14 protein-coding genes are annotated in these 13,342 nt (G+C 62.8%); 4 read left to right on the forward strand and 10 right to left on the reverse strand.

Features of this window, described 5'->3' with window-relative positions; genetic code table 11:
* Window positions 1-187: 187 nt before the first annotated feature.
* Window positions 188-1,114: a DMT family transporter gene (locus tag F3J44_RS26145; RefSeq protein ID WP_167059705.1), complete on the reverse strand. Its 927-nt coding sequence runs from the start codon at window positions 1,112-1,114 to the stop codon at window positions 188-190.
* Between the two features lie 106 nt (window positions 1,115-1,220).
* Window positions 1,221-1,616: a transcriptional regulator gene (locus F3J44_RS26150; RefSeq protein ID WP_167059702.1), complete on the reverse strand. Its 396-nt coding sequence runs from the start codon at window positions 1,614-1,616 to the stop codon at window positions 1,221-1,223.
* A gap of 226 nt (window positions 1,617-1,842) precedes the next feature.
* Between F3J44_RS26150 and F3J44_RS26155 the strand changes: the two genes are divergently transcribed.
* Together F3J44_RS26155 and F3J44_RS26160 are read left to right on the forward strand one after the other, a co-directional pair.
* Window positions 1,843-2,145, forward strand: a complete 303-nt coding sequence (locus tag F3J44_RS26155) for a type II toxin-antitoxin system RelE/ParE family toxin (protein WP_304622161.1) — start codon at window positions 1,843-1,845, stop codon at window positions 2,143-2,145.
* Window positions 2,138-2,431, forward strand: a complete 294-nt coding sequence (locus F3J44_RS26160) for an addiction module antidote protein (RefSeq protein WP_167059698.1) — start codon at window positions 2,138-2,140, stop codon at window positions 2,429-2,431. The genes F3J44_RS26155 and F3J44_RS26160 overlap by 8 nt, the downstream gene beginning before the upstream one ends.
* 4 nt (window positions 2,432-2,435) lie before the next feature.
* Here the strand turns inward: F3J44_RS26160 and F3J44_RS26165 are convergent, their stop codons facing one another.
* From F3J44_RS26165 to F3J44_RS26180, 4 genes are all read right to left on the reverse strand, one after another.
* Window positions 2,436-3,239 (reverse strand): helix-turn-helix transcriptional regulator, encoded by an 804-nt coding sequence (locus F3J44_RS26165; RefSeq protein WP_167277341.1) that lies wholly within the window; start codon window positions 3,237-3,239, stop codon window positions 2,436-2,438.
* Window positions 3,240-3,325: 86 nt separating this feature from the next.
* Complete coding sequence (eutH, locus tag F3J44_RS26170) at window positions 3,326-4,558, reverse strand: ethanolamine utilization protein EutH (RefSeq protein WP_167277343.1); 1,233 nt, start codon at window positions 4,556-4,558, stop codon at window positions 3,326-3,328.
* Window positions 4,559-4,654: 96 nt separating this feature from the next.
* Window positions 4,655-5,419, reverse strand: coding sequence for an SDR family NAD(P)-dependent oxidoreductase (locus F3J44_RS26175; RefSeq protein WP_167277346.1), 765 nt, complete (start codon window positions 5,417-5,419; stop codon window positions 4,655-4,657).
* 241 nt (window positions 5,420-5,660) lie between these two features.
* Window positions 5,661-6,983, reverse strand: coding sequence for a DEAD/DEAH box helicase (locus tag F3J44_RS26180; protein ID WP_370526358.1), 1,323 nt, complete (start codon window positions 6,981-6,983; stop codon window positions 5,661-5,663).
* A gap of 145 nt (window positions 6,984-7,128) precedes the next feature.
* Here F3J44_RS26180 and F3J44_RS26185 point away from each other — a divergent pair, with 145 nt between their 5' ends.
* On the forward strand, window positions 7,129-8,427 hold the full coding sequence (locus tag F3J44_RS26185) for a mechanosensitive ion channel family protein (RefSeq protein WP_167059686.1): 1,299 nt from the start codon (window positions 7,129-7,131) through the stop codon (window positions 8,425-8,427).
* An 838-nt stretch (window positions 8,428-9,265) separates the two neighbouring features.
* On the opposite strand, the gene F3J44_RS26190 is transcribed toward F3J44_RS26185, so the two are convergent.
* The 4 genes from F3J44_RS26190 to F3J44_RS26205 all read right to left on the reverse strand — a co-directional run bounded on the left by F3J44_RS26190 (window position 9,266) and on the right by F3J44_RS26205 (window position 12,370).
* Window positions 9,266-10,201 (reverse strand): AEC family transporter, encoded by a 936-nt coding sequence (locus F3J44_RS26190; protein WP_167277348.1) that lies wholly within the window; start codon window positions 10,199-10,201, stop codon window positions 9,266-9,268.
* 1 nt (window position 10,202) lies between these two features.
* Window positions 10,203-11,078 carry a carboxylate/amino acid/amine transporter gene (locus F3J44_RS26195; protein ID WP_167277350.1) on the reverse strand — a complete coding sequence of 292 codons (876 nt, stop codon included), beginning with the start codon at window positions 11,076-11,078 and terminating at the stop codon, window positions 10,203-10,205.
* A gap of 267 nt (window positions 11,079-11,345) precedes the next feature.
* Window positions 11,346-11,945: an FMN-dependent NADH-azoreductase gene (locus tag F3J44_RS26200; protein ID WP_167059676.1), complete on the reverse strand. Its 600-nt coding sequence runs from the start codon at window positions 11,943-11,945 to the stop codon at window positions 11,346-11,348.
* A 110-nt stretch (window positions 11,946-12,055) separates the two neighbouring features.
* Window positions 12,056-12,370, reverse strand: a complete 315-nt coding sequence (locus F3J44_RS26205) for a 3-phosphoglycerate kinase (protein WP_167059674.1) — start codon at window positions 12,368-12,370, stop codon at window positions 12,056-12,058.
* A gap of 48 nt (window positions 12,371-12,418) precedes the next feature.
* Between F3J44_RS26205 and F3J44_RS26210 the strand changes: the two genes are divergently transcribed.
* Complete coding sequence (locus F3J44_RS26210; RefSeq protein WP_167059671.1) at window positions 12,419-13,342, forward strand: LysR family transcriptional regulator; 924 nt, start codon at window positions 12,419-12,421, stop codon at window positions 13,340-13,342.

Consider the following 13,342-nt stretch of genomic DNA (forward strand, 5'->3'; position numbering starts at 1 on the left):
CTGCACAAGGCGCACAATCGTGTTTCGTCGTAAGCTTTTTCATGGTCTCGCCCTCGCTGCCGTTGGCTTCTTAGAACGCCACCGTGGCACTGTGATGCCTCGGCGGGGGCGAGTCCATTTAATTACAAGTGCGAGGTCCCCTTGTAGGAGCGGGCTTGCCCCGCGAAGGGGCCGGCACTGGCAACCCTCAACCCACGAATCTGCGCAATTGCTGCTTCACCCAGGGCTCGGCACTTACCAGAATCACCCCCAGCAGCACCATCAACGCCCCAATCACAAAATTCGCACTCAGCGGCTCACCCAACAACACCACGCCAAAGGTCACCCCGAACAACGGCGTGATAAAGGAAAACACCGCCAGGTTCGACGCCAAATACTTGCGCAGCAACCAGAACCAGGTCAGGTAGCTGACGAACGACACCACAATGCCCTGGAACAGCACGCTGCCCACCGCCAGCGGTGTGAGCTTCACCTCACCGATTTGCCCGCTGACCAGGGCAATCAGCAGCAACCCGACAAAACCCACCGCCAGCTGGTAGAACAGGGTCAAGGTCGCCGGTGCCTCGGAAAGCCGCGAGCCACGTACCACCACGGTGGTCGCGCCCCAGGCCAGCCCTGCGAGCACGCCAAAGGCATCGCCCAGCAGCATGCGCCCGTCCATCTCGGCAAACGACACGCCCCCGGCAAAAGCCATGGCGATGCCACCGAACGCCAGCAGGATACCCAGCCACTGCAGCAAGCGCAGCCGCTCGCTGGGCAGCATGAAGTGCAGGCCCAGCGCCGTGAACACCGGTGCGGTGTAGAGAAATACCGACATATGGGCAGCGGATGTAAGCTTCAGCCCCTCGGCGATGAACAGGAACTCCAGGCCGAACAGCCCACCGGCCAGCAAACCGCCGCGCCAGGTACTGCCCACCTGCTCCCAACCGCCGCGCCAGCAAATCATCAACCCCACCAGCACTGCTGCGATGCAATTGCGCAACGCCGCCTGCATGACCGGGGCAATGTCCACCGCCGCCGTCTTGATCAGCACCTGCTGGCAGCCCCAGATCAGGCACAGGCCCAGCATGACCTGGAAAGCGAAGGCATCGGGGTTCTTGCGGGCCGCACTCATGGGCGGGCCTTTTGGGGCGAAATAGACATTGGCAAGGGCTCGGCAGTGATCGGAAAGTACCGATTATCGGGTTTCCCGGCCTGCCCTTACCAGCCTCAAAACGACCTCAAGCGATCTGCGCCTTGGCCGACACTTGCTCGAAGGTGGTTTCATCCAGCGCATCGGCCTGCTCATCGAGCACTTGCCGCGGGTGCTCGAAGCCCGGAATGCTGCTGTCGATCAGGCTCAACAGGCGCGAACCGCGCTCGGTGAGCACGAAGTTCTCACCGTTACCGCCCTCTTCCTGTGGCCGGCTTTCGATGAAGCCGCGGGCGAACAACAGCTTTTCGTATTCACAGGCGCGGGTTTTCAGGTGGTCCAGATCCCCTATCGGCTGGCCCGAAGCGGCCTGCGCCGCGGCGTGCTGCTCGGCATAGGGGCGTGGCGTGAAGCTGTGACCGGCGCCGTTCTGCACCTCGTGCAGCAAACGCTCGATCAGGTCCCAGTCGTAGGTGCTGCTCATAGGTGTGGCCTCCTGCTGTGGACGAAGGGGGTACACAGGTTGGGACCTATTGGTGAGCGAGAGTGTTCCGAAAGGTTTCCAGACTCCAGTGCAGCTGAATTGGACTACAAAACAGTCCGTACCTTACAGGCCCAGAAACAAGCACCTTACATCGTGAATAGAGTGGCAACAGGCAGAAACCATTTGCCGTACCCCGCGAATGTATTTTATAAACTACATTCGCTTGATGAAAAAATTCGAATCCAGCAGTTTCAGAAAATGGGTGATCGGGCTTCGAGATGCAGGTGCGAGGGTCAGAATCATCTCCCGCATCAACCGCCTCATGGAAGGCGTGCCCGGCGATGTATCACCGGTTGGCCATGGCATCAGTGAGCTCAGGATTCACTATGGGCCTGGTTACCGGGTCTACTTTCACCAGTCGGGCGATACCTATGTGATCCTGCTCTGCGGTGGTGACAAAGGTAGCCAGCATCGAGACATCAAAGCTGCCCACCTGATACTGCGTTCGTGGAGGATGCAAAATGACTGAAACGTTCTTCGAATTTGATCCCGCTGATTACCTCGACACGCCCGAGGCCATTGCGCAGTTCATGACCGATGCCCTGGAAACGGGCGATGCCAGCTATGTGGCCAAAGCCGTTGGTGTCGTGGCACGAGCCAAAGGGATGAGTGAGTTGGCAAAAGAGACTGGCCTTTCTCGTGAACAGCTCTATCGCTCGTTCAGCGAACACGGCAACCCTACGCTCAAATCCTTTTTGGCCGTAATGAAAGCGCTGGGCATCGACATGACTGCCAAACCGCATCTTGCCCATTGAGCACTCAGCTGTTCTTCACCAGATAATTGATAAACAACCGGAACAACTCCGCATTCCCGGCAATCCCCAGCCGTTGCCAGATATTGTGCCGGTGCACCTTCACCGTTCCTTCGGAGATGCCCAGCTCGCGGGAGATCGACTGGCTGCTGTGCCCTTGCAGAATCAGCTTGGCCACGTGCCGCTGGGTTTCGGTCAACTGCCCCTGGAGGATATCGACGAAGGCATCTTCCAGCTGGCTGTCCGACTCCTGCGGGTCGGCCAGGGCCTCGGCGTGGGCCAGGCGCAGGTGCTGGCTGAAAATGGCATCGATCACCGGCGTCAATGCCGCCAGCCGCTGCGCTTCCTCGGCTTCGAAGGCGCCCTTGTCGAGGCCGCGCATCAGTGAATACACCAGCGCCGTGCGCGGGCGCACGGGAACGATGAAGCCGATTTCCTCGATCAGGCTGCCATGGTGCGACGAGACGCAGGGGTGGATGTCGTGGGAGATGGAAAAGCCGGAGGCGAAGAAGCTGTCCGGAGCCAGCTCGCTCATGCGCCACAGGCCTGCGGGGTGGTGGTTGGTGCAGGCGACGTAGAACGGGTCGAGCAGGTAACCGCCGCGCAAGTACGCCTTGAGCGTGCGTTCGGCCACGCGCTGGTTGTAGCCGTCGTGAATCAGCAGCGCCGGCTGGTTGAAGCGAAACAGGTAGGCGCAGCTCATGTCGAAATCAACCACGCCCTTGAGCGCGCTGTCCAGGGCCGGGCCCAGGGTGTCGCTGCCGATGCTGCGGATGACCGCGCCCAGGCGGTCGGCGTTGTCGCTGTTCATTGCAGTGGCCTGTGCGATAAAGGAAGAAAACGCGAATGCCGCCCGGCTATGAAAGCCCGAGCGGCATTGAACGATGCCTGGCCCTGTCAGTGCAACGCAGGGCTTGCCGGCAGCAGTTCACCCGCCTCTTCCTGGCGGCCCAGCTCCAGCGCCTTGGGCACGGCCAGCCAGTAGGCCAGCGCCATGCCCAGCAGGCCACCGGCCAGCTTGCCGATGATCAGCGGCCCGATCAGGGTCGGCTGGAAGTTGGCCGAGTAGGCCAGGTGGTCACCAAAGGTGAAGGCCGCGCACACGGCAAAGGCGATGACCAGCACCTTGTCCTTGGGCGGCATGTCGGCCACCAGGCGGAACATCGCCAGGATGTTGGCCGAAGCCGCAAGGATCCCGGCCGCACCGACCGGCGACAGGCCAAGCTTTGAGGCCACTTTTTCGATCGGCCGCGAAAGGAAGCGCTTGATCAGGTACACCATCGGGAACGCCCCGCAAAGCATGATGCCCACGTAGCCGGCGATTTCCAGGGCGCGGAATTGGTCGGCCTTGTCGGCGATGATCGGCGCAAAGCCCCAGCCACCGAACAGCGCGGTGAAGGCGCCGGTAAAGTATTCGACGATCGAGGCCACCAGCACCAGGGTCACCGCCGCGTACATCAGCTGGCCCAGCTTGAGGAACAGGCTGACCATCAGGTTGGGGAAGTAGCGCAGCGCCGCGGCCAAGGCCACGCAGAACAAGATCAGCGGCGACAGGTTGCGCAACAGGGTTGGCAGGGTGAAGTGCAACGCCTGGGTCGCAGCACCGGCCGTGGCGATGTCCGGGCGCACGCCCAGGCCCATGGCCTGCATGCCCATGGCAATCAACACGATGCTGATCGGGATGCTCAAGAGCCCGGCCATGATGCCCAGGGCCATGTACTTGTGGTCGGCCTTGTTGAGCATGGCCAGGCCTACCGGTATCACGAAAATCACCGTCGAGCCGCACTGGAAACCGGTGATCAAACCGAGGATCCAGCCCTCAGGGCTGTGCGACAGGGCCTGGGCCAGCTGGTAGCCGCCCAGGTCCGAGGCGATGAAGATCGGCCCGGCAATGCCGGCATCGGCGCCCATGGCCAGGAACAGCGGGCCAATGATGTGGCTGATGAAGCTGGAAATGAACGGAATGGCCGCCATGATCCCGGCCACCGGGATAAAGATCGGGCCGATGCTGTGCAAGCCGGCGGTGAACTCCTTGGCCAGCTCCGATTCTGCATTGACGATCGAGGCGATTGCACCGATGACGGCGCACACCATGATTACGTAGATGACGTAAGTGCCTATGTTTTCCATCTGCTGCCTCTGTCTTGTTGGAATTGGCTTGGGGGCAGAATTGAAAGTTGCTGCTGTTCTTGTTGTGGTGGCTGGCAGCGCGCTGCCAGCCGGGCGTTACATGGCGGTGTAGGCGTTGTCGACGAACAGGTGCGAGCCGCTGACGAAGCTCGATTCATCGCTGGCCAGGAACAGCGCCGCGTTGGCCACCTCGCTCGGGTCGCACAAGCGCCCCTGCATGGTCTTGATCGCCTCGTCGGAGGCATCCACGCCAAAGCCACGCAGCAGGTCGAGTTCACGCCGGCCATGGGCCGTGCCGATGAAGCCCGGGCAAATCGCGTTGCTGCGGATGTTCTGGTCGCGGTACTCCACGGCGAGGGCGCGGGCGAACATGTGGCAGGCGCCCTTGGTGGTGCAGTACAGCACCTCCATGGGCGTGCCGACCACGGCGGAAATCGACGAGGTGCAGATCACGCTGCCGCCACCGGCGGCGAGCATGCCCGGCAGCACGGCCTTGGTGACCAGGAACATGCTTTTCACGTTGACGCTCATCAGCCGGTCCCAGTCGGCCTCGCTGGTTTCCAGGAACGGGCCGGCGGCGATGATGCCGGCGTGGTTCATCAGCACGGTGACCGCGCCGAAGTGTGCCTGGGCCTGGCTGACGGCGCGGTGCACCTGGTCGGCCTGCGACACGTCGGCGGCAACGAACAGGGCCTGGCCACCCTCGGCATTGATGCGTGCGGCCACGGTCTCGCCCTGGCTGCTGGGCAAGTCGAGGATCACCACCTTGGCGCCCTCGGCGGCGAACAGCTCCGACGCGGCCAGGCCACAACCGCCTGCGCCACCGGTAATCAGTGCCACCTTGCCTTTCAATCGATCCATGGGAGTGTTCCTCGGTTGTTGTGTTTGTGGGGTTCAAACTAGGGCCGAGGGGGCGTGGGGTAAATATACCCAGGGGTATAGCTGCAGGGTGCGGGGGAAAGGGTTGTGTAGGTGCTGGCCTGTGATGGCCTCTTCGCGGGGCAAGTCGGATCGCCGCACCGCCGCTCCTACAGGGCATGCACGCGGCTCGAAAGCCATGCAATACCTGTAGGAGCGACGCAGTCGACAGCGCTGGCGAAGGTTACTCAGCCGCTGGCTTGCGCTTTTTCAGTGGCGCCAGGCCGTCGGAGCTGGCCAGCGGCGCGTTGGGCCGTGGCTTGGCGGTAGGCTTGCGCTTGGCTGCAGCCTTTTTCTCGCCGGTCTTCTTGTCGACCTTCTTCTTCTTGGCACCCACTGCCTTGCCCGAGGCCTTGACCTTCTTCGGCCCGCTGTAGGTGCCCTTCACTTCCTTGATGACCCGGCGCTCGAACTGCTGCTTGAGGTAGCGCTCGATGCTGGACATCAGGTTCCAGTCATTGTGGGTAATCAGCGAGATTGCCAGGCCTTCGCCACCGGCACGGCCAGTGCGGCCTACGCGGTGCACGTACTCGTCGCCGCTGCGCGGCATGTCGAAGTTGATCACCAGGTCCAGGCCGTCGATGTCCAGGCCACGGGCCGCCACGTCAGTGGCCACCAGCACCTTGGAGCTGCCTTGCTTGAAGCGCTCGATGGCCAGCTTGCGGTCCTTCTGGTCCTTCTCGCCGTGCAACACGAAGGCTTTCACGTCCTTGGCCACCAGGTGGCCGTAGATGCGGTCGGCCAAGGCGCGGGTGTTGGTGAAGATGATCGCCTTGTCGAAGGTTTCATTGGCCAGCAGCCACTGCACGATGGCTTCCTTGTGCTGGTCGTGGTCGGCGGTGATGATCTGCTGGCGGGTGCCTTCGGCCAGTTGCGAGACGCTGTTGAGCATCAGGTGCTCAGGGTCTTTGAGCACCTTGCCAATGATGTCGCGCAGGGCTGCGCCGCCGGTGGTGGCGGAGAACAGCAGGGTTTGCTCGCGGTTCTCGCACTCCTTGCACAGGCGCTCCATGTCTTCGGCAAAACCCATGTCGAGCATGCGGTCGGCTTCGTCGAGGATCATCACTTGCACGTGAGACAGGTCAAGGTTGCCGGCATTGAGGTGCTCAAGCAGGCGGCCCGGGGTGCCGATCAGCACGTCCGGCACCTTGCGTAGCATGGCGGCCTGTTCCTTGAAGTCTTCACCACCGGTGACCAGGCCGGCCTTGATGTAGGTGAACTGCGAGAACAGCTGCACTTGCTTGAGGGTTTGCTGGGCCAGCTCGCGAGTCGGCAGCAGGATCAGCGAGCGGATCTCTACCCGGCCACCTTTCAGGTCGACCAGGCGGTTGAGCAGCGGCAGGACGAACGCGGCGGTTTTGCCACTGCCGGTCTGCGCGGTCACACGCAGGTCGCGCCCTTGCAGGGCCAGGGGGATGGCCGCGGCCTGCACCGGGGTCGGCTCGACGAATTTAAGCTCGGCCACGGCTTTCAGCAGGCGTTCATGCAGGGCGAATTGGGAGAACACGGAGGTAACCTCAGGCAAGTGCGGGAAATTCAGTTGCATAGGGTAACGTTTTCTGCCGCCGGAGCCGAATTTCTTTTGGCAACTTTCTCGCCATCCGCGCTCTAATGGCGCTTCGTTTCGCTGCAATTGGCCGGTTTACAAGCTTATGGACATTCAACGCATCTGGCGTGACAGCCTCGACCTGTGGGGCACCCTCGACCAACACCCGCTGCTCCACGCCGCCATCGGCCTGGCCGTGCTGCTGGTGATTTCCCTGCTGCTGGGCCGCCTGGCACGCTTCCTGGTGCTGCACAGCACCCGCTTGCTGGCCCGGCAATCGGCACTGAAGTGGCTCGACGACCTGCGCCACAACAAGGTGTTCCACCGCCTGGCCCAGACCACCCCATCGCTGGTGATGCAGTTCGGCCTGAAACTGGTGCCGGAGCTTTCCGACACCAGCCAGCATTTTCTCGGCAATGTCGCCCTGGCGTTCAGCCTGCTGTTCCTGACCCTGGCCCTGTCGTGCCTGCTCGATGCCCTGCTGGACATCTATGCCCGCACCGAGCATGCCCGCACCCGCTCGATCAAGGGTTACGTGCAACTGGCCAAGATGATGCTGTGGATTTTCGCCGCCATCGTCATCGTCGCCACCCTGATCGACCGCTCGCCACTGCTGTTGCTGTCGGGCCTGGGTGCGATGTCGGCGGTGCTGCTGTTGGTGTACAAGGACACCCTGCTGTCGTTCGTGGCCAGCGTGCAGCTGACCAGCAACGACATGCTGCACGTGGGCGACTGGATCGAAATGCCCCAGGTGGGTGCCGATGGCGACGTGGTGGACATCACCTTGCACACGGTCAAGGTGCAGAATTTCGATAAGACCATCGTGTCCATTCCCACCTGGCGCCTGATGAGCGAGTCGTTTCGCAACTACCGCGGCATGCAGCAGTCCGGCGGGCGGCGGATCAAGCGCAGCTTGTTCATCGACGCCGCCGGGGTGCGCTTTCTGACCCATGACGAAGAACAACGCCTGAGCCAGGTGAAGCTGCTGGGTGACTACCTGGCCGGCAAGCGCCAGGAGCTGCTGGCCTGGAACGAGGCGCTGGGGCCGGTGGCGGAGCTGTCGGCCAACCGCCGCAAGCTGACCAACATCGGCACGTTCCGGGCCTTTGCCCTGGCCTACCTGAGAAACCACCCGAACGTGCACCCGAACATGACCTGCATGGTGCGGCAGATGCAGACCACCGCCGAAGGGGTGCCGCTGGAGATCTACTGCTTCACCACCACCACGGTGTGGGCAGAGTACGAGCGGATTCAGGGGGATATCTTCGATTACCTACTAGCGGTGTTGCCGGAGTTCGGCTTGAGCCTGTATCAGCAGCCCAGTGGCAATGACATGCGGGTGGGGTTGGCGGGGCGGGCTGTGGAGCCGATGCCGCGTCGGCTGGAAGAGATGAGTGAGATCTGAGATTGTTGGGACCCTGGCCCTGCTGATCAGTCCCCCATCTCCAGACCGTCCCCGCCCCGGTAGGAGCGAGCGCAGCTCGCGATGGGGCGCGCAGCGGCCCCAGGGCTTCAGCTTCGCAGCTAACTAACGGCGGGGCTGCTTTGCAGCCCATCGCGAGCTGCGCTCGCTCCTACAGCGAAGGGGCCCTCAGCTACCGCGCATAACCAAACAGGTACAACATACCGGCCAAGGTCACCAGGAACGCGCTACACAAGGCTGCTCCAATATTTGGGAGCAGCTACGCGGCCTATCTCAATCGGTTTTCATCATCCCCAACTCGACATCATCAAGCAGAGCCTTGGCCAATTGCAGTTTTACCGACGGTGAATTTGGTTTCTTCGACTTGCTGTCAAACAAAAGGCGGTAGCTGTGCGCGGGTTGACAGACCGGTCAAATTGAGAAACCCGGCGCGCCCGAAAGCGCCCCACGCACAGCCGCCATAGAGGGCAAAGCTATGCATTCGAATTTGAGTCGGCCTGTCAAAGCCGGTCGTTGAATGGCAACGACCAACCGAGACTAGTGGCTGACCCGGGACACCACAATGGGTGGAAGTATCTTTGGGAAATGCCCTACAAGAAAGCGGCAAAATCTGATTTTTTTAGCCGTTGGGCGTAACAGCATGTAACAGGCCGGCCCCGCCCCGGTAGGAGCGAGCATAGCTCGCGATGGGGCGCGCAGCGGCCCCAGGGCTTCAGCTTCGCGGCTAACTAACGCCGGGGCTGCTTTGCAGCCCATCGCGAGCTGCGCTCGCTCCTACAGGGGTAAGGCCTACGCCATCATGTAGCGAAGGGGCCCTCAGCTACCCCGCATAACCCAGCAGGTACAACAAACCGGTCAAGGTCACCAACGAGGCCACGGTCGACAGCAGGATGGTCCGTGAAATCAACCCCGCCTCACGGTTGTAGTATTCGGCCAGCATGAACGGCCCGGTGCCGGTCGGCAGCGCGGCCAGCAACACCGCCGAGGCCGCCCACATGGTCGGCAGGCTGAACACCTTGAACGCCAGCACCCAGGTCAACGCCGGCTGCCCCACCAGCTTCAGGCCCACCAGCGGCCAGGGGCTGGCCTGGGAACCGCTGCGTTTCTCAGCCAGGAACGCCCCCAGCGAGATCAGCGCACAGGGCGTGGTGGCCAGTGCCAGCATGTCGAGAAAATGCATCACCGGCTCGGCCAACCCCAGGCCACCCATGGCCCAGGCCGTCCCTGCCAGCGGCGAAATCACCAACGGGTTCTTCGCCAGCGCCTTGCCCACCAGCAGCATGGCGCGGCCAATCTGCCGTTCTTCCTGCAGGCCGATTTCGATCAGCGTCAGGGAAATCGCGAACACCAGGCACACCACGATCAACGACGAAATCAACGCCGGCTGCAGGCCCGGCTGGCCGAACAGCAGCAGGCACAGGGGAATGCCGATGTAGCCGGTGTTGGCATAACCGGCACTGAGCCCGTCGATGCTCGCTGCCACCAGGCCGTGGCCGCTGAACAGGCGCCAGGCCAGGGTGACGACGAACATCGCCAGCGCACCCGCGCCGAACGCGACGATGAAGCCCGGGTGCCAGATTTCGCTCCAGGTCGCCGTGGCAGTCACCTTGAACAGCAGTGCCGGCAAGCACAGCCAGACCACCATCTTGTTGATCTCGGCAGCGGCCTTGTCGCCCAGCTTGTTGGCCTTGCGGCACAGAAAGCCGACCAGGATCAGCGCGAAGATCGGCGCAACGATGACGAAAATCGTATGCATGTCAGGCCTTGCCCGCCAACGGCACCTGCCCACGGCTGCCCAGGCGGCTGAGCCACACCGATGCCAGGATGATCGCACCGCCGAGCAGCAGCCGCCCCAGCGGTTCGTCACGGTTCCAGATCAACAGGTTCAGCAGCAGGCCCACCGGCACGTGCAGGTTGTTCATCACCGCCAGCGTACCGCCGGAAACCAGGCACGCGCCCTTGTTCCACCAATACAGGCCCAGCGCGGTCGGGCACAGGCCCAGGAACAGCAGCACCAGCCACTGCACGTCCGTGGTTGGCAGGTGCTGGGCATTGCCAAACAGCAGGAACGCCGGCAGCACCACGATCAGTGCGCCCAGGTAGAAGTAGCCGAAGCGCTTGTAATGCGGCAGGTCGCTGGGGTGACGGGCCACCAGGTGGCGGTACAGCACCTGGCCGGCGGCGTAGGTGAAGTTGGCCAGTTGCAGCAGCAGAAAGCCCACGAAGAAGTCGCCGCTGATGCTGTCGAAGCGAATCACCCCCGCGCCCGCCACGGCCACCAGGGCGGCCAGCAGTGCCCAGGGGTTGAAGCGCCGGTTCAGGGCGTCTTCGATCAGGGTCACGTGCAGCGGGGTGAGGATGGTGAACAACAGCACCTCCGGCACGCTCAGCACGCGGAAGCTCAGGTACAGGCAGACGTAGGTGATGCCGTATTGCAGGGCGCCGATCAGCAGCATCGAACGCATGAAGCGCGGCTCGACCTGGCGCCAGCGGGTCAGCGGCAGGAACACCAGGCCCGCCAGCACCACCCGGGCGAGCACGGCGAAGTAGCTGTCGACGTGCCCGGCCAGGTACTCGCCGATCACGTTGAAGGAAAACGCCTGGATCAGCGCGACGATTATCAGGTAGCCCATGGTTGCCTCTCGTGGATCAAGGCCGCGACCTTAGCGGGTTGCGGCCTTTGTGTTCAACCATGAGTAATGTGGGGCTGTACCGGCCTCTTCGCGGGCAAGCCCGCTCCCACAGGCCTGTGAACCGTACCTGTAGGAGCGTGCTTGCCCGCGAAAGGGCCAGCACAGGCCATACAAAAATCCCAGGCATAAAAAAGCCCGGCCAAAAGGCCGGGCAGGTACACCCAAAGGAGCTACAAACAGGTGTCAGGGTTGGGAATTCGGTAAGGCTCAGGCCACCGCTGCCAGCTTGGCCTTGGCCTGGTTCAGGCCCTTCTCGTGGAACTCGCCACTCATGTTCAGGCCTTCGGCGTGGATGAAGTTCACATCGTGAATGCCGATGAAGGCCATCACCTGGCGCAGGTACGGTTCCTGGTGGTCGCTGGCGGCGCCGGCATGGATGCCGCCGCGGGCAGTCAGCACGATGGCGCGCTTGCCATTGAGCAGGCCCTGCGGGCCGGTTGGGGTGTACTTGAAGGTGATGCCGGCACGCAGCACGTGGTCCAGCCAGGCCTTGAGGGTGCTGGGAATGGTGAAGTTGTACATCGGCGCTGCCATCACCAGCACATCGGCCGCCAGCAATTCATCGGTCAGTTCGTTGGAACGGGCCAGTGCCCCCAGTTCGGCGGCGCTGCGCTGCTCTTCAGGCTTCATCCAGCCACCGAGCAGGTCGGCGTCCAGGTGCGGCACCGGGTTTACCGCCAGGTCGCGTACGGTGATCTGGTCAGCCGGGTGAGCGGCCTGCCACTGCTGGATGAAGTCGCGGGTCAGTTGACGGGAAACGGAATCCTGCTGGCGGGCGCTGCTTTCGATGATCAGTACGCGGGACATGGGGTGCCTCCATCGGCAAAAAGGGGTGCGATTCGATGGAGGTGAGATTAAGGCTTGACCTATCGATAAAAAAGCGTAAAAAGTGGGTTCAATCTATCGATTAATCCGTTTTATTCCGCTTTGCAGTCCAGCGCGATGCGCAGCTTGATGATCTGCCGGTTGAACTTGGCCGTAACGTCCACGCTCTTGCCGGCCGGCACGTTCACCCGCCGCACCCGCGGCGCCTCGGGCCCGTTGCGGAACATCACCTTGCAGGCCGCTGGCACTTGCCCATAGTTGTTCAGGGTAATGGCACCGATGTCATAGGCGGTGTCGTAGGTGGTGTAATCCAGCTTGACCCCGGTCAGTTCCTTCTCCACATCGATGGGGTAAGCCATGGCCCCGAGGGGCAGGCACATCAATATTGCCGCACAACATTTCTTCATGGGGCGCTCTCCTTGAAAGAGCGCAGCTTAGGACAACAGGAGCCAAACATGAAAGCGCCGCGCGTGACCCTGGATCAATGGCGAACCCTGCAGGCAGTGGTCGACCATGGCGGGTTTGCCCAGGCCGCCGAAGCCCTGCACCGTTCGCAGTCTTCGGTCAGCTACACCGTGGCGCGCATGCAGGAACAGCTGGGCGTGCCGCTGCTGCGCATCGATGGCCGCAAGGCCGTATTGACCGAGGCCGGCAACGTGCTGCTGCGCCGCTCGCGGCACCTGGTGAAACAGGCCAGCCAGCTCGAAGACCTGGCCCACCACATGGAACAGGGCTGGGAGGCCGAAGTACGCCTGGTGGTCGATGCCGCCTACCCCAGCGCCCGCCTGGTGCGTGCCCTGGCCGCGTTCATGCCGCAGAGCCGTGGTTGCCGGGTGCGCCTGCGTGAAGAAGTGCTGTCGGGGGTGGAAGAGGTGATGCACGAAGGCATCGCTGACCTTGCCATCAGCAGCTACAGCATCGGGGGTTACCTGGGCAGCGAGCTCAGCGCGGTGGAATTCGTCGCCGTCGCCCACCCCGAACACAGCCTGCACCGCCTGGGCCGGGAGATCACCTTCCAGGACCTGGAAAGCCAGCTGCAGGTGGTGATTCGCGACTCAGGCCGCGCCCAGCCGCGCGATGTCGGCTGGCTCGGCGCCGAACAGCGCTGGACGGTGGGCAGCCTGGGCACCGCCGCCACCTTCGTTGGCAGTGGCCTGGGCTTTGCCTGGCTGCCCCGGCACATGATCGAACGCGAGCTGCGCGACGGCGTGCTCAAGCCCCTGCCGCTCGATCAGGGTGGCAGCCGCCACCCACTGTTCTACCTTTATTCGAGCAAAGAGAAGACCCTGGGCCCGGCCACGCAGATCCTCATCGACCTGCTGCGCAATTTCGACACCGCGCCGCTGGACGTGCCCTTCGCAGCCCCCCCGCAAGCCTGA

The organism is Pantoea sp. Tr-811 (genome assembly GCF_011752535.1).
In the GTDB taxonomy this organism is placed as follows: domain Bacteria; phylum Pseudomonadota; class Gammaproteobacteria; order Pseudomonadales; family Pseudomonadaceae; genus Aquipseudomonas.

Bases quoted from the DNA above. Each gene is read 5' to 3' on its own strand.
- F3J44_RS26145 (WP_167059705.1), bottom strand. From the start codon at position 1,114: ATGAGTGCGGCCCGCAAGAACCCCGATGCCTTCGCTTTCCAGGTCATG.
- F3J44_RS26150 (WP_167059702.1), bottom strand. From the start codon at position 1,616: ATGAGCAGCACCTACGACTGGGACCTGATCGAGCGTTTGCTGCACGAG.
- F3J44_RS26155 (WP_304622161.1), top strand. From the start codon at position 1,843: ATGAAAAAATTCGAATCCAGCAGTTTCAGAAAATGGGTGATCGGGCTT.
- F3J44_RS26160 (WP_167059698.1), top strand. From the start codon at position 2,138: ATGACTGAAACGTTCTTCGAATTTGATCCCGCTGATTACCTCGACACG.
- F3J44_RS26165 (WP_167277341.1), bottom strand. From the start codon at position 3,239: ATGAACAGCGACAACGCCGACCGCCTGGGCGCGGTCATCCGCAGCATC.
- eutH (WP_167277343.1), bottom strand. From the start codon at position 4,558: ATGGAAAACATAGGCACTTACGTCATCTACGTAATCATGGTGTGCGCC.
- F3J44_RS26175 (WP_167277346.1), bottom strand. From the start codon at position 5,419: ATGGATCGATTGAAAGGCAAGGTGGCACTGATTACCGGTGGCGCAGGC.
- F3J44_RS26185 (WP_167059686.1), top strand. From the start codon at position 7,129: ATGGACATTCAACGCATCTGGCGTGACAGCCTCGACCTGTGGGGCACC.
- F3J44_RS26190 (WP_167277348.1), bottom strand. From the start codon at position 10,201: ATGCATACGATTTTCGTCATCGTTGCGCCGATCTTCGCGCTGATCCTG.
- F3J44_RS26195 (WP_167277350.1), bottom strand. From the start codon at position 11,078: ATGGGCTACCTGATAATCGTCGCGCTGATCCAGGCGTTTTCCTTCAAC.
- F3J44_RS26200 (WP_167059676.1), bottom strand. From the start codon at position 11,945: ATGTCCCGCGTACTGATCATCGAAAGCAGCGCCCGCCAGCAGGATTCC.
- F3J44_RS26205 (WP_167059674.1), bottom strand. From the start codon at position 12,370: ATGAAGAAATGTTGTGCGGCAATATTGATGTGCCTGCCCCTCGGGGCC.
- F3J44_RS26210 (WP_167059671.1), top strand. From the start codon at position 12,419: ATGAAAGCGCCGCGCGTGACCCTGGATCAATGGCGAACCCTGCAGGCA.